This is a genomic window from Arcanobacterium hippocoleae (assembly GCF_040360365.1).
Classification (GTDB): Bacteria; Actinomycetota; Actinomycetes; order Actinomycetales; family Actinomycetaceae; genus Arcanobacterium_A; species Arcanobacterium_A hippocoleae_A.
In genome coordinates, this window is the sequence record NZ_CP136412.1 from 2,190,936 (window position 1) to 2,212,236 (window position 21,301).

Annotated in this window: 12 protein-coding genes and 5 pseudogenes; 11 read left to right on the forward strand and 6 right to left on the reverse strand. The window is 48.2% G+C overall.

What is annotated here, in order from left to right; translation table 11 throughout:
- Window positions 1-358: 358 nt before the first annotated feature.
- Window positions 359-3,403: a family 20 glycosylhydrolase gene (locus tag RQN30_RS11265; protein WP_353060560.1), complete on the forward strand. Its 3,045-nt coding sequence runs from the start codon at window positions 359-361 to the stop codon at window positions 3,401-3,403.
- Window positions 3,404-3,641: 238 nt separating this feature from the next.
- Here RQN30_RS11265 and RQN30_RS11270 read toward each other — a convergent pair whose 3' ends face one another.
- Window positions 3,642-4,841, reverse strand: a complete 1,200-nt coding sequence (locus tag RQN30_RS11270) for a cobalamin-independent methionine synthase II family protein (RefSeq protein WP_353060561.1) — start codon at window positions 4,839-4,841, stop codon at window positions 3,642-3,644.
- Between the two features lie 523 nt (window positions 4,842-5,364).
- On the opposite strand from RQN30_RS11270, the gene RQN30_RS11275 reads away from it, so the two are divergent.
- From RQN30_RS11275 to RQN30_RS11300, 6 genes and pseudogenes are all read left to right on the forward strand, one after another.
- The gene (locus RQN30_RS11275; protein WP_353060562.1) at window positions 5,365-5,808 is read left to right on the forward strand and encodes a trigger factor family protein; all 444 of its coding nucleotides are present in this window, start codon (window positions 5,365-5,367) and stop codon (window positions 5,806-5,808) included.
- On the forward strand, window positions 5,757-6,920 hold the full coding sequence (gene tig, locus RQN30_RS11280) for a trigger factor (protein WP_353061848.1): 1,164 nt from the start codon (window positions 5,757-5,759) through the stop codon (window positions 6,918-6,920). Before RQN30_RS11275 ends, tig begins: the two co-directional genes overlap by 52 nt.
- A gap of 855 nt (window positions 6,921-7,775) precedes the next feature.
- Complete coding sequence (locus RQN30_RS11285) at window positions 7,776-8,351, forward strand: ATP-dependent Clp protease proteolytic subunit (RefSeq protein ID WP_353061849.1); 576 nt, start codon at window positions 7,776-7,778, stop codon at window positions 8,349-8,351.
- An 89-nt stretch (window positions 8,352-8,440) separates the two neighbouring features.
- Window positions 8,441-9,081 (forward strand): annotated as a pseudogene (locus tag RQN30_RS11290) (ATP-dependent Clp protease proteolytic subunit).
- Window positions 9,082-9,358: 277 nt separating this feature from the next.
- Window positions 9,359-10,659: pseudogene (gene clpX, locus RQN30_RS11295) on the forward strand (ATP-dependent Clp protease ATP-binding subunit ClpX).
- Window positions 10,656-11,030, forward strand: a complete 375-nt coding sequence (locus RQN30_RS11300; RefSeq protein ID WP_353060563.1) for a chorismate mutase — start codon at window positions 10,656-10,658, stop codon at window positions 11,028-11,030. The pseudogene clpX and the gene RQN30_RS11300 overlap by 4 nt, the downstream one beginning before the upstream one ends.
- Before the next feature lie 180 nt (window positions 11,031-11,210).
- Here RQN30_RS11300 and RQN30_RS11305 read toward each other — a convergent pair whose 3' ends face one another.
- The 3 genes and pseudogenes from RQN30_RS11305 to valS all read right to left on the reverse strand — a co-directional run bounded on the left by RQN30_RS11305 (window position 11,211) and on the right by valS (window position 15,931).
- Window positions 11,211-11,618, reverse strand: a complete 408-nt coding sequence (locus RQN30_RS11305; RefSeq protein ID WP_491608732.1) for a hypothetical protein — start codon at window positions 11,616-11,618, stop codon at window positions 11,211-11,213.
- 2 nt (window positions 11,619-11,620) lie between these two features.
- Window positions 11,621-13,045 carry an AMP-dependent synthetase/ligase gene (locus tag RQN30_RS11310; protein WP_353060565.1) on the reverse strand — a complete coding sequence of 475 codons (1,425 nt, stop codon included), beginning with the start codon at window positions 13,043-13,045 and terminating at the stop codon, window positions 11,621-11,623.
- Between the two features lie 205 nt (window positions 13,046-13,250).
- Window positions 13,251-15,931 (reverse strand): annotated as a pseudogene (valS, locus tag RQN30_RS11315) (valine--tRNA ligase).
- Window positions 15,932-16,332: 401 nt separating this feature from the next.
- Between valS and RQN30_RS11320 the strand changes: the two are divergent.
- From RQN30_RS11320 to RQN30_RS11330, 3 genes are all read left to right on the forward strand, one after another.
- Complete coding sequence (locus tag RQN30_RS11320; protein ID WP_353060566.1) at window positions 16,333-17,358, forward strand: helix-turn-helix domain-containing protein; 1,026 nt, start codon at window positions 16,333-16,335, stop codon at window positions 17,356-17,358.
- A 189-nt stretch (window positions 17,359-17,547) separates the two neighbouring features.
- Window positions 17,548-19,326, forward strand: coding sequence for a potassium transporter Kup (locus RQN30_RS11325; protein WP_353061850.1), 1,779 nt, complete (start codon window positions 17,548-17,550; stop codon window positions 19,324-19,326).
- Between the two features lie 32 nt (window positions 19,327-19,358).
- Entirely contained in the window at window positions 19,359-19,598 is a 240-nt protein-coding gene (locus tag RQN30_RS11330) for a KUP/HAK/KT family potassium transporter (protein WP_491608733.1), read from the forward strand.
- A 258-nt stretch (window positions 19,599-19,856) separates the two neighbouring features.
- On the opposite strand, the pseudogene RQN30_RS11335 reads toward RQN30_RS11330, so the two are convergent.
- Window positions 19,857-20,155 (reverse strand): annotated as a pseudogene (locus RQN30_RS11335) (pyrroline-5-carboxylate reductase family protein).
- A gap of 272 nt (window positions 20,156-20,427) precedes the next feature.
- Window positions 20,428-20,667: pseudogene (locus tag RQN30_RS11340) on the reverse strand (pyrroline-5-carboxylate reductase family protein); the annotation flags it as partial.
- Between the two features lie 407 nt (window positions 20,668-21,074).
- Here RQN30_RS11340 and RQN30_RS11345 point away from each other — a divergent pair.
- Entirely contained in the window at window positions 21,075-21,296 is a 222-nt protein-coding gene (locus tag RQN30_RS11345; RefSeq protein ID WP_353060568.1) for a hypothetical protein, read from the forward strand.
- The last annotated feature ends 5 nt before the right edge of the window (window positions 21,297-21,301 follow it).

Below are 21,301 nucleotides of genomic sequence, written 5' to 3' on the forward strand. Positions count from 1 at the left end.
TGTAATATTCAATGTATTTTGGATTAATATTTTCGGGCAGTAAAATTACGCCAAACAGGAGCGCATATTTAAATTCCGAATCCGTAAATTTCATAAAAGCTGCATTAACTTAACAAAATTAATAAAGCAGCAAAAGCTTTGTATTCGCACTAATTCCAGCACTAACCGAAAATCTCGGCAGAATCTGAATCCGGATTTTTATGCACACAATCCGAGTTTAGATATAATCAGATGTGTTCGCCCATTTCATGGCGTTTATTTGTAATTTTTCTTTTCAACACAAGGTGGTGTTATACGAAGCATGCAGTATAAATCGATGTATGCAAAAAATGGTTGCATTTCCTCCGGTTTATCCGCTTTGCCGTTGTACAAAGCGATTGCGCTGAGTCTGGCTGCGGTACTGGTAACTTTCGGACTCGGAGTTTTCCCTGGTTTTACCGATTCGGCTTTTGCTGATTCTGCTCCCGATGGTGTCCGGCAAGACTCCTGGACGCAGCTTGCGGCAAATAATATTGCTCCGAAAGCTGCAGTAACTGCTTCCGGGACTGAATCAGGTACCGCCAAAACTCCAGATCGTGCTGTTGACGGAATAATTCCGCAGAGTGCAGAAGTTGCTGCAGCACCGAAAAATCATAATGCTGCAGATGCGTCTCGGTGGTCTGCCGACACCACAAATAAACCCGAAGATAAGAACTGGATTCAGCTTGATTTCGGTGGTAAAGCCACTGTAAAAGAAATTCAGATTTACTGGGGGAATACTTATGGGAAACCTTACTATATTGCCGGAAGTCTCGACGGGAAAAACTGGAGTCGATTGGGCGGGGCAGAAAAAACGTTTGTCGGAGTTAAATCCGGGAAGCAAACGCTCACTTTGACGCAAGCAGAATCTTCGGCAGGGCTGCGCTATATTAAACTCGTAACAGAAGGAAAATCCCAGAAATGGGCACTATCTATTTGGGAAATTGCTGTTTATGGAGAAATTGAATCAGCTTTGGATCCAGAAGCTGATACAGTATTCGCGTCTTTAATCCCGTATCCGGTGAAAGTCGTGCAAGATTCTGAACCAAATGCGGGAAAATTTGTGATTTCCGCAGATACAAAAATCAAAGCTTCCGGATCGGCTTTGGATCCCGCAAATTTTCTTGCGCAGACTCTCAGCAAATCCACGGGGAATGATTATTTTGTCGGCACAGAGTCTGGTGCGACCACAATCGAATACCTGACTGATCCGAACTTGCGCGTTGCCGGCGTGGAAGCTGACCAGATGGACGAGGCATACACGATTTCGATTACGAAAGAAAAAGTGACGATTACTGCCCGGAATGCTGCAGGTGCGCTTTGGGGAACTCAGACTTTGCTGCAGCTTTTTGGCCCATGGACACGCTATACTCAGGCTGCGGTAAATGCTTTGCGCCCGATTCCAGCTGCAGCTATTGAAGACGGTCCGCGCTTCTCGTATCGCGGCATTGGTTTAGATCCGGCAAGATCCTTTATTCCGGTTGCGGAGCTGAAAAGCATTATTGCGCAGATGTCAATTTACAAGATGAATCTGCTCCATCTGCATTTGACCGATGACCCGGGATGGCGGCTGGAAATTCCAAATGACGGAAAACATGCAGATGATCCAATGAACTACTCTTTGCTCGCAGAAAAAGCCGGAAAAACTGCGTTCCGTTCAGGAGAATCGAAGTTTGCTCCAGAGGCTGGCCGCAGCGGTTTTTATACGCTTGCTGACTACGCAGAAATAGTTAAAACCGCAAATAGCTTCGGGATTACCGTCGTTCCGGAAATGGACGGCCCGGGCCATATGGAAGCTGCACTTTACTCAATTCCTGAGCTTAATTCGGAATTCTCATATCCGCATCCGTGTAAAGAACTGCAGAGTACACGTGCTGAAGATGTGGCTCGGTATAAGCAAATTGATGGTGAATGTACAGAATTAACAGCACCAATCCCAAGCTACAAGAACAATATTTACACTAGCTTGGATCCGATGAATCCAAACACATACAAGTTCACTGCACAGGTTTTAAAAGTGATGGCAGAGCAATCAAATAGCCCATATTTGCACATTGGCGGCGATGAGTCTGCGGCTACTGCACGTGATCATTACACCAAGTACCTGCATACGGTACTTTCACAAGTAAAAGCGCTTGGAAAGAGGCCGATTATTTGGAATGACGCATTGAATACGATGACTGCGGCGAATATCGACAGCGATACCGTAGTGCAGTATTGGAACGGAGAAACCGCACAGACTCGGGCATTTGCAGAAAAGGGCGGAAAAATAATCGTTTCCGCAGCGGCGCAAATGTATTATCCGCAGACGGAAGACACTGCACTTGCCGGACCGAATTGGGCATGCGGTGCCGATAAAGAATGTAATTTGCGGGAAGCATACCAATGGGATCCGGCAGCACTGCTTGGTGTACCTGATTCTGCCATTCTTGGTGTGGAAGGTGTTTCTTGGTCTGAGCATTTGCGGACACTGCATGATTTGCAGTCTGCAATTGGTAACCGAATGATTGCGCATGCGGAAGTTGGCTGGACAAAGCAAAAGAATAAGGATTGGAACCGTTTCCGGAAAGCAATGATTTCTGCTGGGGCAGCTTCAAATATGCAAGACTTCAGCTTCTATTTGAGCGATCAGGTTGCGTGGGAAATTCAGGCTGCCGTCGCGAAAGGAAAATATCGAAACGATGCAGGTGTGAATTCATTCAGCAGCTCTCAAGGAAAAGCGCTTCTTGCTTATGCTTCTGCTCCGGGAGAGAGCACAGCTTCCCTTCGCGGAGAAATAACAGCGACGGATGCTGAGGGCAAAATTTTCAACATTCCGGTCAGCTATGAACTTGCGGTGCAATATCATCAAAGCGACGGCGGCCGCACCACTGGGCGGCAGATGAATAGTCTTTTCCAGGTATTCGGTGATTTCACAGATATCCCGACAGGAAATTATTCCGGAAAATTGGCACTCTCAAGCCGGAATCTTGGCTCCTTCACGCTGAATCTTGGAAGTTTTGCTGTCAGTTCGCAGGATAAAGTACCTGCGGAAGATCCCGCAAAGCCCGATGTGCCGGCCGCACCAGCGAATCCGGAGCAGCCTGCAGGAGCCGCAGAACCAGCAGTGCCGGCAGATCATGCAGATTCTGCTGCCGCGAAAGAAACTGCCGAGGCAGAATCGGCAGCGTCGGAAGCATCGGCAGAGTCGGCAGCAAAAACAGAACATTCTGCAGATTCTGCGCAAAATTCACCGCAGGATAGTTTCGGAAAATCGCAATTAGCAAAAACAGGTGCTGCTGCTGCAGAACTTGTTGCAGTTATGATTGCGCTTTTCGGGATGGGAATTTTCAGCAGCGCAGTTCTGCTTCTTTCGCGGCGCAATGGAAAAGCAAAAACAGAATAATACATAGAGTGTTTCAGCTGCTTGCACCAAATATGAAACACTGGCTGTTTACGGGAGAAAAAGCGGCTGAAGCACAAATGCAGAAAGCTCTTCAGATGAAAGAAGAATCAGTCATTTGAAGAGCTTTCTTGCGGTATCAGCACTTTAACTGCTTTCGCTGCTGCTGATTGCGGAAATTGATGTGCAAAAAGCAGCTGCAGAAAACATCGGTAATATCGCCAGTGTTTTCGCACAGGCATTAGCTTAGACGCTGGTTGGCAATCCGTGTTCCGTCGGATAAAGATTCGAGTTTCGCCCATGCGATTTGCCGGTGAACCCGCCCGCCTAAACCGCAATCGGTTGAAGCAATCAGCTGTTCAGCGCCGACAATATTTGCGAAACGCTCAAGGCGTTCAGCCACCAGCTCAGGATGCTCCACAATATTTGTGGAATGAGAAACAAGCCCCGGTACAAGAGTGCGTCCATTGAGTTCTTTCTCCTGCCACAGTTTCCATTCGTGCGCGTGGCGCGGAGAGGAAGCTTCGAAAGAAAAACTGGCAGCTTTTACTTGCAGACATTGATCGACAATATGTTCGAAAGCAATATCTGTAGTATGCGGGCCGTGCCATGATCCCCAGCAAATATGCAGCCGCACTAATTCCGGATCAATTCCGGTAAGTGCCTGGTTAATTGCGTCAATCCGCAGCTGCAGCCAAGCTTGGAAATCTGCTACGCTCGGCTCGGGATTAATCTGATCCCATGCCTCAGCTAAATCCGGAGCGTCAATTTGTACAATTAGTCCTGCGTCAGTAATTGTCCGATATTCCACCGCTAATGCGTCTGCCATATCGGAAAGCAATGTTTTCTCATCCTGATAGTATTCATTTGGGAGCCGAGCTGCTGATCCGGGAGAAATCGCCGCAATGAACCCCTGTTCTGCTCCGGCTTTATCCATAGCTTCGCGGAGCAGACGTACGTCGCGAGCTGCCAGTGCTGCTCCGGTGTAAGTGATTTTGCCGGTGATTTTCGGGTTCGCAACCTTATTCCGGCCAGTAAAGATTCCGGAACTCGGATCTTCATACGCTTCGTTGAAACGGGCCCGGTCGCGGCGGTCGGGAAAAGAAGTAAGCCGGATATTTCCTGGAGTTGAACGGACACGTTCCGGGTTTGCCCAGCGATCTACGTCGGTCATTGTTAATCCGCCCAAACGGTAGAAAGAGTAATTCCACCAAGCTCCGTAATCTACAGCGCCGGAAGTGGCGTGACCGTATTCGCCGTCGTTTACGATGTCGATACCGAGAGCAACCTGCTTGCGCACCACATCTTCAACCGACTGTGCAAGGATTGAATCTAATTCTTCAACCGCTATTTCTCCAGCTGCGACACGGCTGTTTGCTGCGAGCAGTGTATTTGGGCGGGGCAGCGAGCCGACGTGAGAAACCTTAATCGGGGTATTCATAACTCCTCCAAGAAAAGATAAAATGAGGACGGAAATAATCCTCCCGATTTATCGCTGTAGATTTTTCTGTCACGCGGAATGCTTTTTACAAAAAGCAGCGATATCGAGAGTAGCATTGATTTTAACTCCTAGTGCATACCTGCAGTTTTATGTCTCACAGACTAAGATTTTTTGAATTTTTCCGGTGACGAGTTGCAGATTTTGCGGGTTTGTGCAGCAATATTTACTTTGCGGTGTTTATTTTGCAGTGTTTGCTTTGCGGAATCAGTAAACTATTGGTTGTTTGATTGCGCGGTTGCGAGATGAAACTGCGCGGTTGCGAGAAGAACTTTCACACCAGCTGCTAACTGTGTGGCTACTCTCATGGCTGGTTAATGTGAGAGAATCACTACTTTTGTTTTAGGATTGTGGAGTATCCGTCTGTGTGCGGTGTGCTTTTCAGGCAATAAGTCCGTACACAAAGCCGAAAGAAACTGTGAGCGCTTCGGCGCTCCGCAAAAACTTATGATTGGGAGATTTCTCAGTGAATAATTCAGTTGAGTACCTCAGCGATACACGTGTAAAACTTGATGTTGCTGTACCTGTTTCCGAGTTTGCTCCAGCCTATGAAAAGGCTGCGAAATCGCTTGCGAAGCAAGTTAATATCCCGGGCTTCCGCAAAGGGAAAGCTCCGCGCCGTGTGCTTGAAGCAAATATTGGCAAAGGCTACATTATTGAGCAGGCAATTAACGACAATCTCGATTCTTACTACCAGCAGGCAGTGGCAGAAGCTGGTGTGAAGCCGATGTCCCGCCCGGAAGTTGAAATTAATGAAGTGCCGGAAATGAAAGGGAACAAAGACGCAACTGCTTTGAAGTTTACCGTTGAGGTAGATGTGGCTCCAGAGATTTCCTCCCGAATCCTGCAGGAATCACTATCGAAGTTCCGTCTGCCGAAGTTTCTGATGAAGATGTTGCAGCAGCATTAACTGATCTTCGCGAACGTTTTGCGACCCTCACGGATGTTGAACGTGAGTCGCAGCAGGGAGACTATGTTAATATCGATCTTGTTGCCAAGATTGGTGATGAAGAAGTTGACGATATGGCTGGTGTTTCATACAAGATTGGCGACGGCAATATGCTCGAAGGCCAAGATGAAGCACTTACTGGGGTAAAAGCTGGCGACACAGTTGAATTCTCTGCAAAACTTGCCGGCGGTGCGCATGAGGGTGAAGAAGCAGATGTGAAGATCACAGTTCATTCTGTGAAAGAGTCAGTGCTTCCGGAAGCAGATGATGAATTCGCGCAGCTCGCATCCGAATTTGACACCATCGATGAACTAAAAGCAGATTTGCGTGAAACAGCTGCAAAGTCGAAAGCAAGTGAGCAGCTGATGGGGGCAGAACAACAGCTGGTTGAAGAGCTGGTAAAACGCGCAGACTTCCCTCTGCCGGAATCTGTAGTGGCAGAAGAAGTGAAACGCCACCTTGAACAGGAAGGCAAGACTGAAGATCAGGAACATGCAGCCGAGGTTCAGAAAGAAGTTGCAGAACAGTTAAAGCTGCAGCTCTTGCTTGATGCCTATGCTGAAGGATACAGTGTGGATGTGGCGCAGGAAGAACTTTTGAACTTCCTCGTTTCACAGGCACAAATGTATGGCATGGACCCAAATCAGTTTATTCAAGCTGCCGCACAATCGAACCAGATTAGTGCTTTTGCTGGAGAACTCGCACGCAACAAGGGCGTAGTTGCTTCGCTGCGCCGCGCAAATATTGTTGATAGCGACGGCAATAAAGTTGATGTGACCGCAGTTCTTGGTGCGGCTCCCGAAGGAGAAACCACTCCGGAATTCGATAAGAAGATTGAACGCAAAATTGTGAAGAAAGCTGAAAAGCCGGAAAATAGTTCTGCGGAAAAAGCAGAAACGGCAGAAGCTGCTGCACAGACAGAAACTGCAGATGAGCAAAAATCAGCCGTGACTGCTCCCGCAAAGTCGGCATTGAAAGCTGACTGGATTGCTTACCGTGTGGCAACTGGTGAGCTGAGTGAAGCTGAGGCAAAGAAGCTCACAAAAGATCAGCTCATTGAATATCAGGGCTAATTCGGTATCGGCGTAAGCTGAGAAAATATTAACGACGGCTGACTTGTTCGGAACTAATTCCGCGAAGTCAGCCGTCGTTTATTTTTCAAAAACAACTTAGTCGTCCGCATCCGGCTGCGGTGATTTCCGGCGGAAGCGCTTGTGTTTATGCTGGTCATAGGCTTAAAGTAGCGACGGCTCTTCCGTCGTTACTCAGAACTGCGCATTTTGCCGTCAGTTGCGTTGAAAAATACAGATTATGCCGTCAGTTGCGTGGACTCGCGTGCATTTTGCCGCCAGTTATGTAATCTTACGGGCATTTTGTCATCAGTTACGTAATCTTACGGGCATTTTGCCGCCAGTTGCGTTAGTTGGGTCTGGTGTGGCTGGTTCCAAGCGGTGTTTTTGCATAGCGGTCAGGCTTGATCTATGCAAAAACGCCGCTTTCCATCCGAACAGACACCGGCTTCATCGCGTTAATACGAAGAAAAATGTGCAGAGCCGATTTAGATGAACTTTACCGCCAGTTACGTTAGCCGATATACCCGCAGCACAAACAAAATATGAAGAGCCGGCTAATGGGAGCTAAGCTGCACAGCAGATCCGCCGCAGTTTAGCCCGCATTAATATGCTGCCGATACTGATAAATCCCTGCGCCATCAGCGAAAGCAGCTAAAGCCGAGGCGAAAAATCTCGATAAAACCGCTATGGTAATTAAAGTATTTTGAGAAGAAAACTTAAGAACCCTTAAAATTAAGAACTTTTAAGGTTAGGAACCCTATTAGGAACCCTTAAGGATTTAGAAGAGGAGATAGGCGTGAGCCATGAACCACAGCTTGCAGCAGATGCCCTCACGGGCTTGGCTTAGGCGATTCGATTTATAACCGGCTGTTAAAAGAACGCATTATTTGGCTTGGAAGCGAAGTGCGTGATGAAAATGCGAACATGATTTGTGCCCAGCTGCTGCTGCTTGCCGCCGAAGACCCGGAGAAAGACATCTACCTCTACATCAACTCTCCGGGCGGGTCTGTAACTGCCGGTATGGCAATTTATGACACGATGAGTTATATCAAGCCGGATGTGGCAACCGTCGGTATGGGATTAGCAGCTTCAATGGGGCAGTTCCTGCTCTCTGCAGGTGCAAAAGGGAAACGCTATATTACGCCGCACACCAGAGTATTGATGCATCAACCGCTTGGCGGAGCAGGCGGGCGTGCTTCAGAAATCCGCATCAATGCCGATCTGATTCTGCAAATGAAACAAGAGCTCTCCGAACTGAATGCTGCGCATACCGGCAAATCAGTGGAACAAATTCTTGCAGATTCCGACCGTGACCACTGGTTTACTGCACAAGAAGCAGTTGAATACGGTTTCGCAGACCATATCATTACAAATTCATCATCAGTAGTCGGCGGCGGCGGAGTAGACCGTACCGTGCACGACGCGCAGTAAGGGGAGGGAAGAAAGAAATGTTTGAAAACTCGAATCTGAATCATCTCCCGCAAATTAGCGGGGCAGCGAATCTCAGTAGTCTCACGGGAATGCTTCCAGGCGGCACTGCTCCAAAAATGCCGTCGAACCGGTACATTCTCCCTGACTACGAAGAACGTACCCCTATGGTTATCGCCGGCAGAACCCGTATGCAAAACTTTTTGAAGACCGGATTGTTTTCCTGGGAGTGCAGGTAGACGATGCATCGGCAGACGATGTGATGGCGCAGCTGCTGGTACTCGAATCACTTGATCCGGAGTCGCCAATCACAATGTATATTAACTCTCCAGGCGGATCTTTCACCGCATTGACGGCAATCTACGACACGATGCAATATATTAAACCGCAGATTCAGACAGTCTGCCTCGGGCAGGCTGCTTCCGCTGCCGCCGTATTGCTTGCTGCCGGTTCTCCGGGGCGCCGGCTCGCACTGCCGAATGCGCGAATTCTGATTCATCAGCCGGCAATGGAAGGAGTGCAAGGGCAGGCTTCCGATATTGCGATTATTGCCGATGAAATCGATCGAATGAATCAATGGCTGATCGACACCATTGCAAAACACTCGAACACCTCGGCTGAGCAGGTCGAAAAAGATATTGCGCGTGATAAAATTCTCACTGCACAACAAGCAAAGGAATACGGCTTAGTGGATCAAGTCCTTGTCTCACGAAAGACATCGCCGCAAGGGTAAGATTCGCTGTGAATATCGCGGTTGGAAAACTGTTCGGCAAACTTTCAAATCGTGAAAACTGAAAACTCCGCTTTGGCACGTCTGCAAATTAATAAGTTCATCCAAGTGAATTGTTACTTTGCGGGCGTGCCAAGTAGCACTAAAGCAAAAGATACGGTGGAATAAAGTAAAACGTTTTCAAACACAGCTCTTGCCGCGGACACCACGCAAATCTAGATAGTTTTGCGGATGGCCGCAGCGTTAAAACTTTCAATCATTTTGGAAAGGCGCGATAAATATGGCTCCGACTGCAGATGCCGCAGATATTCTAAAATGCTCTTTTTGCCAAAAGAGTCAACGTCAGGTGCGGAAACTAATCACCGGCGCTGGTGTTTATATCTGCAACGAATGTGTTGAATTGTGTAACGAAATCATTGAAGAAGAGCTGAATCATGAAACACAGGGAAAACGTGAAGAGCAAAAACTGCCGACCCCGTACGAAATATATGATTTTCTGAATGAGTTTGTAATTGGGCAGCATACTGCAAAACGTACGCTTGCCGTCGCCGTATACAATCATTACAAACGCTTGCGGGCACAAGAACAGCTGAAACCGACAAAAAACAAACTAAATAAAAACGCGGACAAAGAACTGGTTGAAATTGGAAAATCTAACATTTTACTGATGGGACCAACCGGTACCGGAAAAACCTATCTCGCGCAGTCATTAGCAAAATGCTGAATGTGCCTTTCGCAATCGTTGACGCGACAGCACTTACGGAAGCAGGATATGTTGGTGAAGATGTCGAAAATATTTTACTGAAACTGATTCAAGCTGCTGATAATGATATTCCAAGCGCCCAAAGAGGCATTATTTACATTGATGAAATCGATAAAATTTCCCGCAAATCTGAAAATCCGTCAATTACACGCGACGTTTCCGGTGAAGGAGTGCAGCAGGCACTGCTGAAGATTATTGAAGGAACCGTCGCTTCTGTACCTCCTACCGGCGGGCGAAAGCATCCGCAGCAAGAATATCTTGAGATTGATACCGCTAATATTCTTTTTATCGTGGCAGGTGCTTTTGCCGGGATGGAAGATATTGTGGCAAACCGTGTGGGGAAAGGCGGTATTGGTTTTGGCGCGGAACTGCACGAACCAGGAAAAGTAGAGAATATATTTTCCGAAGTCACTCCGGAAGATTTGCACAAGTTTGGGTTAATTCCAGAACTTGTGGGTCGTTTGCCAATTATCACTTCAGTGCAGGGCTTAACCGAAGATAATCTTGTGGAAATTCTAACTAAACCGCGCAATGCATTAGTGAAGCAGTATCAGCGAATGTTTGAACTCGACGGAGTTGCACTGGAAATTACTGCCGGAGCACTTCGAAAGATTGCCGGCGAGGCAATCTCCCGCGGTACAGGAGCACGCGGTTTACGCTCAATTCTTGAGAATCTTTTGCGTGAACTAATGTTCGAAATACCTTCGCGCAAAGATATTGAGAAAGTAATTATCACTGAAGAATTCGTGACCGGTGCAGGCGAACCGACGTTAGTTATTGGCGCTTCCCGTCGGATAGTTGAAAAGAAGACATCATGAGTAAAAATGAAGCAAAAGAATCAGGCAGAGTTCCGCAGCAAACGTCTGCACAGGAAAATCTCCCCAGCGAGCTGGTTATTCCCAGTGAGCTGATTGCATACCGGCAGACGATTGACAATCTTGATGCTGCACTTGTGCATATCCTCGCTGAGCGTTTTCGCTGCACTAAGCTGGTAGGGGAGCTGAAAGCACGGGTAAAGCTCCCGCCTTCAGATTTGTGCCGCGAAGAAGAACAAATTGCCAGATTGCGTACTTTAGCTGAAGAATCTGGGTTGGATCCAGTATTTGCGGAAAAATTCTTAAAGTTCATTGTGGCAGAGGTGATTCGCCATCACGCAGATATTGCGGCGAAAGTACAGCAAGAAAACTGAATGTACTGTATGCCGCAGATATAACGCTGCATAATTCTGACAAAACCAAAGCTGCATAATTCTAATAAAACTGCAGAAACAAAATAGGTTTTATGCAAATTGTTATCAGGATATAACAGAGCGGCGGACTCAGTGCGCCGCAGCACGAATCCGCCGCTCTCACAGGGCTAAATACTGTAATCAGTTATTTTCAAGATAGATGTCCGCAATTTCATTTGCGAAATCTTTCAGCACTAGATTGCGTCTTACTTTCAACGACGGTGTAAGATACCCATTTTCGACGGTAAAATCACCGGGAAGAATCTTGAATTTCCGAATCGATTCAGCACGGGAAACAGACTCGTTTGTTCGTTTTACTGCACGGTCAATAGCAGCGATTACCTGCGGATCGCTCACAGCCTGGTTCGCGGTCATCGGTTCAAGCTGGTGGTTTGCAAGCCACTGCGGAAGAGAATCAGCGTCTAACGTAATCAGTGCAGAAATAAAACGTTTCTGATCGCCGACTACAACCACCTGCGAAATGATTGGGTGTCCGCGCAAAGCGTCTTCAAGCGGAGCTGGAGCCACATTTTTCCCGCCGGCAGTCACAATCAATTCTTTTTTCGGCCGGTGATAAATACGAAATCGTCTTCGTCTACCCGTCCGATGTCTCCGGTGCGGAACCAGCCGTCGGCAGTAAAAACTTTTGCAGTTTCTTCCGGATTATTGTGGTAGCGCTTGAATACGTGATCTCCCTTTACCAGAATTTCGCCGTCTTCGGCTGCTTTTACATAACATCCCGGATATGCCGGACCGACGGATCCAATCCGCATCACATCCGGCTGGTTCACGGTCGTCGGTGCAGATGTTTCGGTCAGACCATACCCTTCATAAACCGGTATTCCAACACCGCGGAAGAAGTGACCGAGCCGCTGCCCAAGCGGTGCACCGCCGGAAATTGCACCTTTCAGATTTCCGCCAGTGATTTCGCGCAGCTTTGCATAGATTAAAGCGTCACCGATTTTATGCTCTGCTTTCAACTTTGCCGAAGGACCTTCAGGTGTGTCTAATGCTTCAGAGTACCGGATTGCAGTTTTTGCAAAACGGCGGAACATCGCCAGTTTCATCCCGCGTCCTGCTTTTGCATCTGCAGCATTATAGATTTTCTCAAATACGCGCGGCACTGCAAGCACGAGAGTTGGTTTAAAAGTTTGCATATCGGATACGAGATTGCGGATATTCGGCGAGAAGCCGACGATATTTCCGCCATAGCTGACAACCAGGAAAATGAATCGGGCGAATACATGCGCCATTGGAAGGAAAAGCAGCGTCCGTGTGTTTTTCCCGGTGAGAATTTTCATTAGATTCTCGTTGGTTGCACCGTTCATTACCACATGCAGCACATTACGGTGAGTCAGTTCCACGCCTTTGGGGTTACCGGTTGTACCGGAAGTGTAAATAATCGTCCATAAATCGTCTGCTTTGGTGTTATCGATTAGTTCATCGAGTATTTTCTCATCTACAGTATCCCCAAGTGCGGAAAGCTTCCCTTGTGCGTCATCAGAAATTGTCCAAATCTGGTTGAATACAGGAATCTTTTTCGAAATCGGTTCAAGTATTGCACGCATCATTGGATCTTCAACGACGGCTGCCACTACACCGGCATCAGAAATAATCCATTCTGCCTGTTCTGCAGAAGAAGTTTCGTAAATTGGGATTGCATGTGCTCCGGCGAACTGTATCGCGAGGTCAAAGAGCGCCCACTCGTAGGAAGTGTGCGCCATGATTGCAACGTTGTCGCCTGGTTTAATTCCAGAAGCAATCAGACCGCAAGCTACACGACGAATTTCATGGGCAAATTCTTTGAATGTCACATTGACCCACTGCCCGGTGGATTCAGATTTCCGTGCTACTGCAACTTTCAGCGGCGTATCATCTGCCATCCGCCGGAAGAGCGCTGGTACTGACATCGATGCTGTGATTTCGATTCGCCCAGGGACGAAAGAAACTCCTGGTTCTTCAATTAAATCGCTCATCTACTTCTTCTTCTATAGTTGGGTCTTTTTCACCTGCAAAGCAGTTCTGCAGGATGAGGCAGCGGCAGCCGCTGACTTTTTCATTTTATACTTTTTACACTTGCGGAATCTGATTTTTCTGATTTTATAAGTAAAGGTACGGCTATTTTCGAATCTTAATCCGAAAACGCAGCCGTACCTAAACCTAAACTAAAATTCACTTGTTTTATACATTTAATAACAGGTGTGTCGTAACATGGACTTCAGAATCCGCTGCGGATTGAGATACCTGCGCCGCGGGATTAATCGCAAATTCGCCGGTAATTTTCGCTGCGGCAATCAAATCTGTGCGTGCAGCTTCAATTGCTTCGACCATATCTGCGGGTGCAGCAAGCGTAACATGCGCATATGGAGTGCGCTGCGAAACTTTTGCTTCAGTTTTCACTTTGCGTAATGCGCGAAGTGCTTCACCGGAAGCCGCTAATACGCTTGAATCAGAATCGGCTGCGAATGCTGCGGCGAACTCTTCCGGCTTCGGCCATTCGGAATGGTGGATACTGCCGGTACGGTACCAGCTCCAGACTTCTTCCGTCGCATAGGGAGGAATGGAGCAAAGAGACGCACGAATACATCGATGCAAATGTTCAGCGCAGCGCGTGCGGAAGCAATTTCGGCATTCTTGCCGGCTGCTGCGAGCACGCCTTCACGATCGTTTGCGCGGTCTTTCACCAGTTCGAGGTAGTCGTCGCAGAAAGTCCAGAAACAGGTTTCGGTAACTTCCAATGCGCGGGTGTGATCGTACTTTTCGAACGCTGCAGTTGCTTGGGCGATTACTTTTGCCAGTTCTGCAAGCATTGAACGGTCAATTTCTGCAGTGACGGCTGCAGGATTAAGAGTTACCGGCGTATTTTCGCCGTTCGCTCCGAGTGCGAACTTTGAAGCGTTGAGTATTTTCATTGCGAGACGGCGGCCGATTTTCATCTGTGTTTCGTCGAATTTGGCATCGGTACCAAGACGCGCGGAAGCTGCCCAGTAGCGTACTGCATCAGATCCATGTGTTTTGAGCAGATGCAGCGGCGTGACAACATTGCCTTTCGATTTACTCATTTTCTTGTGATCCGGATCTAGAATCCATCCCGAAATTGCAGCGTTCTTCCAAGGAATTTCGCCAAACTCGAGATGTGCGCGCACCATTGTGGAAAAGAGCCAAGTACGGATAATATCCTGACCTTGCGGCCGTACATCCATCGGGTAGACCTTGTTGAAAAGATCTTCATCGGTAAGCCAGCCGCCGGCGATTTGCGGTGTGAGGGAAGAAGTCGCCCAAGTGTCCATAATGTCCAGTTCGCCGACGAATCCGCCGGGAACTCCGCGCTGAGATTCATCGAATCCCGGCGGACAATCAGATGACGGATCGATTGGGAGCTGATTAAACGACGGGGTGAGAATATCGTTGTAATCCGGCTCGCCGTTTTCAGAAATCCGGTACCACAGCGGAAGCGGTACGCCGAAGAAACGCTGACGGGAAATTAGCCAGTCGGTATTCAGCCCTTCAACCCAGTTGCTGTAGCGTACCCGCATGAAATCCGGATGAAATGCGAGCTCTTTGCCGCGTGCAAGGAGGTTCTCCCGCAAATCGTTGCCGTTTGCTTCCGTGTATTCGTTACCGCCGTTGCGGATGTACCACTGCCGGGAGGTGACGATTTCGAGCGGTTTATCTCCCTTTTCGAAAAAGTTAGTTTTGCGTTGAGTCGGCTGTTCTTCGCCAATCATTTCGCCAGTTTCTTTCAATTTCTCCACCAGTGCTTTGCGTGCGGAGAATGCGGTTTTTCCAGCCATCTCTGTATACATTGCGATGCCGTCGGCGGAGGTGATCCATTCGGGAGTCTCACGCAGGAGCCGTCCGTCTTTTCCGAGGACTGAGCGCATCGGCAGACCAAGTTCGCGCCACCACTGTACGTCGGTCAGATCGCCGAAAGTACAGCACATTGCGATACCGGCGCCTTTGTCCATCTCTGCTGCTTGGTGGGCGAGCACCGGCAGCTCTACGCCGAATATTGGCGATTTCACCGTCGTGCCGAACAAATGCTGGAAACGTTCGTCATCTGGGTGTGCAATCAACGCTACACAAGCTGGAAGCAGTTCAGGACGAGTTGTTTCGATTACGACATCGTCTCCATCGGCAGTATGGAATGCAAGTGCATGGTAGGCACCCGGATAATCGCGGGCTTCAAGCTCGGCTTGGGCGACGGCAGTTTGGAAAGTTACGTCCCACAGGCCGGGGGTTTGCGCTTGATAGGCTTCGCCGCGTTCAAGGTTTTTCAAAAATGCTGCTTGTGCAATTTTTTGCGCTTTCGCACCGATCGTTTGGTAGTTTTGTTCCCAATCGACGGACAGCCCAAGATACCGCCAGAGGTATTCGAACTGTTTTTCGTCCTCAGCAGTGAGCTTCCAACATAGCTCAATAAAATTGCGCCGCGATATTGGCTGCTGATCTGCGTATTTAATCGACTTGCCGTCGCCGCCGTCATGCGGCGGAATAAAATTCGGGTCATACGGAAGTGCGGGGTCGCAGCGGACACCAAAATAGTTTTGCACGCGGCGTTCAGTAGGCAGACCGTTATCGTCCCAGCCCATTGGGTAGAAAACGTTCATTCCCTGCATGCGCTTATACCGTGCCATCACATCAGTGTGAGTGTAAGAAAATACGTGACCTACGTGCAGTGAACCAGAGACAGTCGGCGGCGGAGTGTCGATTGAATAGACCGCATCACGCTCGGTGGCGCGGTCAAAAGTGTAAGTACCATTTTCATGCCATGCCTTGCCCCACCGGTCTTCAAGACCTTCAAGGGCTGCGCGGTCCGGCACATTTGTGTGATTCAGAAAAGCAGATTCTTTTTTACTCATGTGCTAATTGTTCCACGAGTACCCGTAAAATCGCATTTTTACCTGCGTGAGATGTGTCTGTTTCCGAATTTCTTTCTGATTCGCGCCGCGGTTTTCGGCGGTGAATTTATTGTGTGCGCAGGCTCGTAACCGGGCGTTGAAACTAACCGCCGGTTTTGGATGAACGGTGTGCCGGATGCGGTATTTCGGATCGAATTCAGCTAAATTCAGCTAAATTCTGCGGCAGATGCGCAAATGCAACCAGATGCAACTAATAGTTGCCGAATTGAAAAGCAGTTTCGATAGATTGCAACTGCAATATTTTATAGTCTCAAAAGTGAGAAGAAAGCTGACGGAAAATCTTTAACGGATGTTAAAGGCTTGCTTTAACAAGTTTGAAACGGCTATTAAGCAAAGCGGAGATGAAAGAGCTGCTAATCATGAAAGGAAATGCGATGATTCTCGCTGATAAGATTCTGAACTTACGGAAGAAGAACGGATACTCACAGGAAGATTTGGCACGCAAACTCGGAGTGTCCCGACAATCGATTTCAAAATGGGAAGGTGCCCAGGCAATTCCGGATATTGACCGAATTATCCAGATGAGTCAGATTTTCGGGGTGACTACTGATTATCTGATTAAAGACCATCTCGAAATTGAAGAACATGTAAATGAAGATTTGTTTGACTCTGCATTACGGCGGGTTAGTTTGAGCGAAGCCGCAGAGTTTTTACGATTAAAAGATGCCAGTGCGCCTAAGGTCGCGATTGCGGTGCTGTTATTTATTTTGAGCCCGCTAGTGTTGCTTTTCCTCCTTGGTTTAGTAGGCGCGCAGCGGATTAATCTCGCTGAAGAGGCTGCACTTGCAATTGGCTTGACAGTACTCATATTTACTGTGGTTGTGGGAATAGTTATAGTTTTTCTTGGAACGCAAGATCTCAGTAAATTTGCCTATCTCGAACATGATCAATTTGAAACAGAGTACGGTGTAGAAGGGATGGTTCGCCAGCGTCGAGAGCAGCTGCGCGGGAGACGAATCCGGAACCAGATTAGCGGGGTAGTACTTTTAGTGATTTCACCGTTGTGGGTAATTGTTCCGAGTCTGATCTACCGCACTGATGAATTCGCAATTTTTGCCGGAATTTGCGCCCTGCTGGTAAATGCGGCGATTGGGGTTTTCTTACTGGTCACTGTGGGAGTAATTGAAGGCGCTCATGAACAGCTGCTGCAAGATGGTGATTATACGTATGAAAAGAAGCGTTCAGCTCGGGTGGTCCAGCCGTTTGCCGGTGTTTATTGGATTTTGGTGACGGTCATCTATTTTGTACTGAGTTTTGTGTATCATAGCTGGAATATCAGCTGGCTGGTCTGGCCGATTGCCGGACTGATTTTCGCGGTGATCGTGATTATTCTCGAAGCTATTTTCGGGAGAAAACCTGTGAACTAAAGCGATTTTGCAAAGTCAGGAAGTGCTGCTTTCGCGGAAAATCCAGATATTTGGCGACGGCAGCGGCGGCTGCGGCGGAATGCCATACAGTGAAATATTCCACTGCAGCTGTTTCCCAAATATTTATCCAAAATGAATTTATTTTCACTATAAATTGCATTCGGTGAAAAAAGTTGTAGTCTATTGCCCGTGAATAAAACACCTGCTTCGAGCCAGGGCGAAAAATTCGTCACAAATATTGTTGATGGCAGCGTCAAAGACAATGGCATTGGCAATTTTAAAGATGACTCGCAACAAGGCTCAGTTTCTGGGATGGAATCTTCGCAAGCGAATATGCCTGCCTCCACCAAGCTTTTCCGTAATCTAAATCGTAATTTCAGCGGCGGGCTGACTCTTGCAGCCCTCGGTGTAGTTTTTGGCGATATCGGCACTTCTCCGCTTTATGCGATGAAGGCGGTATTCTCCGAAGGAATTTTAAGCGTTAATCAAACTGCTGTTTACGGTATTCTGTCAATCCTCACGTGGTCTGTGATGATTGTGGTCAGTTTGAAATATTTGACTTTCGTGATGCGTGCAGACAACGAAGGAGAGGGCGGGATTCTCGCGCTCACCGCGCTGATTCGGCACAAAACTTGCGGCCGTTTAGCACAAATCGTGACAATCATCGGCATGATGGGAGCAGCGCTCTTTTTCGGCGATTCGATGATTACTCCGGCGATGTCAGTGATGAGTGCCGTCGAAGGACTTGACTTGGTCTATGCTGATTCGCGTTCGATTGTGGTGCCGATTTCGATTGTGATTTTGTTGGTGCTTTTCAGTATTCAGCGTTTCGGTACCAGCAAGGTCGGGCGGCTTTTCGGGCCGGTAATGCTTGTCTGGTTTGTTCTGCTTGCGTGTTTAGGGATTCCCTATATTTTGAAGTATCCGAGTATTCTTCGGGCGCTCTCGCCGACGTATGCGGTTAGCTATGCTATTGCTCATCCGCTGCTTGCTTTTGCTGCACTCGGCGCCTGCGTGCTCGTGATTACCGGTGCGGAAGCGCTATATGCGGATATGGGGCATTTTGGCCGAAAACCAATTTCAATAGCTTGGGCATGTGTGGTGCTTCCGGCGCTTTTGCTGAATTATTATGGGCAAGGCGCTTTACTTTTGCATAATCCGAAAGCTGTCCAGTCGCCGTTCTATTATCTCGTGCCGAGCTTTCTTTTGATTCCAGTGGTTGTGGTAGCTACACTCGCCACGGTAATTGCTTCGCAAGCGGTGATTTCCGGAGCGTATTCGGTTACGGCGCAGGCGCTGAATCTCGGATTATTGCCGCGAATGCGTGTGCGGCATACCTCGCAGGAATCAAGCGGGCAGATTTATATTCCGGCGATGAATCTGATTTTGCTCTGCGGTGTAATGGTGTTAATTCTGCTTTTCAGGTCTTCTGATAATCTCGCGCATGCGTATGGTCTTGCTGTTACCGCCACAGAGCTGCTCACTACAACACTGTTCTTGATTTGTGCGCGGGTGCTTTGGAAGTGGCCGCTTTATAAGATTATTCCTCTCGGCTTTTTGGTGGCAGGGCTGGAATTAATGTATTTCAGCGCGAATTTGCCCAAAATTCCGACAGGCGGTTGGCTGCCGATTCTGATTGCATCAGTGTTTATCGTGATTATGGCAGATTGGGTTTGGGGGCTTCGCCGCGTCCGAAAAATTCGGCAAGAGCTGGGGATTTCAATGAGTACCCTCGTGGCGAAATTACGTACCGAAAATGTGCGCCGGGTACCGGGGCAGGCGATTCACTTACATCAGAACCGCGGTGTGGTGCCGTTGAGCCTGAAAGAAAATATTCGGTTTAATCGCAGTGCGCACGAGCAAATCGTGCTGCTGCGTGTGAATGTGAAGAATGTGCCGCACGTGCGTCATGCGGAGCGGGTTTCCGTGAAAAAATTGGTTCCGATGCTGATGGCGTATTTGATGTAACGATTGATCTTGGGTTTAATGACAATCCGGATATTCCGCATAATCTGCGGCTTTGTACGCAGGAAGCAGGTACCGGTTTTGTATTTGATGAGGCGCATGCGCGCTACTTTGTATCATTGCTTGAATACCGCTGCGTGGAGCCGTCGTCAATTTTTCACAAGATTGCGACGAAAATTCATGTGATTTTAATCCGTAATGCTTCTTCGCGGGTGGTGACTTTCCGGCTTCCGCGCCGGCATACGGTAATCATTGGCGGCGTGATTTATCTTTGATTTAGCGTGAAATGATGACTGCTATTTTTCCGCAGCCGGCAAATGCGCAGCTGCTTTGGGAAAATAATGTGATGTTGGTTCTCGTCTGATTCTTTAAGATCGAATCCTTTAAGATCTAATTCTTTAATATCGAAAGCGGATATTACCTGCAGCGCACAGAAAACAGCAGCAAAGTGAATCAGATTAGCGGTGTTTGCATGATCGGAAAGCCGCGGCTTACGGGAAGCAGATACCGCTAATCTGTTTTGCAGCAAAAACTTATCCGAGCTGGGAGTCGCGTTCGATTGCTGCGCGTACTGCGGTTACAACGGAATTGCTAAATCCGGCCTGCTCCATTGCAATTAGTCCGGCAATCGTGGTTCCTCCGGGGAAGTTACAGTATCGATGAGTGCTTGCGGGCGAGTATTTGGGAGATTTTCCAGTACAAGCTGTGCTGATCCGGCGACTGCTTGCGCGGCAATCCGGATAGCTTCCGCTTTCGATATTCCAGCTGCAAGCGCTGCCCGCGAAAGTGCGTCGATATAGGTGAATGTCCAGGCAGGGGAACAGCCGGCGATTGCAGTGAATGCAGGAAATCTTTTTCGGGAATTACTGCAATTTCACCGATTGCGGCAAAAATTTTCCGCACTGCTGTGAGCTGTTCAGCGCTTACATACTGATTCGGGCAAAGTGCGGTCATTCCGTTGCGGATAGAACTTGCCACATTCGGCATTGCGCGCACTATTGGCTGCTTCGGTGCGAGTGCTGACCCGAGTTTTTCGAGCGAAATCCCGGCAGCCACAGACACAATCACTGTGCTGTGCTTAGCTGCATTTTCCGCAATCTCTTCCAGTACTTCTGCCGCTAAATATGGTTTTACCCCAAGAATCGCGACGGACCCGCCGCCAATTTCCGAAATTAATGCAGAATTCGATTCAGCTCGTTTTACCCCAAGTTCTTTGCGGAGCGCTGCGGCTGCTGCATCGTTTATCCGCGTGAAGTAAATATTTTCCGGATTTTCTGCTTCCGCCGCGATTACTCCGCGCATAATCGCGCCGCCCATCGATCCTGCGCCAATAAATCCGAGCATTTGTGTGCCTCCTAGATGATTGCCGGTTTTAACTCATATCAAACTCTAGCAAGCCGACTTCGTACAGAGTGGTGATTGTTTGACTTATTGCGGAGTGGTTTCGGATGTCTGCCGTGTGTGCCGTCGTGAAGATTATTTCGGCTAGTTTTAAAGGAGATAATAGATTGCGGCAGCAGAAAATTTTTCCGCACTGATTTATTTGCAGTGATTATTTTCTCTTTGAATATTGTGAAGTTTCCGCGGTCCGGAGGGTATCTCGCCTTGTGAGCTGCGGAAGCTGCCGGCAGAGAGTCAGAGTGCTGCACAGTTTCTGTATCAAGACAATCTGCAGCTGCGGTGGAAGCTATGATAGAGTGGCTCGGGGCTGAAATGTCAATGCGGGCAGCGAATTTCCATTGGTGAAAAGCATGTTGCGAAAAGGCATGCTGATTGCGGAGTCAGTGCGGTTTTTGGATTTAGCTGCCAGTTTTACGCAATTTGCTTTCCCGGCGGCAGCCATTGCGGACACTGCAGATTATAGGTTCAATCTGATTCTGATGCGGCCGGCGGATACGACGGCAGATTGGCTCGCATATGGTTCGTTTTCGTTTGGAACAGCAGCGCTGCGGCGAAAAAGCCATAAAGTGTGATAACT

What these genes read in the sequence shown, in the direction of transcription:
- RQN30_RS11270 (WP_353060561.1), bottom strand. Translation starts at nt 4,841, where the DNA reads ATGAATACCCCGATTAAGGTTTCTCACGTCGGCTCGCTGCCCCGCCCA.
- RQN30_RS11300 (WP_353060563.1), top strand. Translation starts at nt 10,656, where the DNA reads ATGAGTAAAAATGAAGCAAAAGAATCAGGCAGAGTTCCGCAGCAAACG.
- RQN30_RS11345 (WP_353060568.1), top strand. Translation starts at nt 21,075, where the DNA reads ATGTTGCGAAAAGGCATGCTGATTGCGGAGTCAGTGCGGTTTTTGGAT.
- RQN30_RS11320 (WP_353060566.1), top strand. Translation starts at nt 16,333, where the DNA reads ATGAAAGAGCTGCTAATCATGAAAGGAAATGCGATGATTCTCGCTGAT.
- RQN30_RS11310 (WP_353060565.1), bottom strand. Translation starts at nt 13,045, where the DNA reads ATGAGCGATTTAATTGAAGAACCAGGAGTTTCTTTCGTCCCTGGGCGA.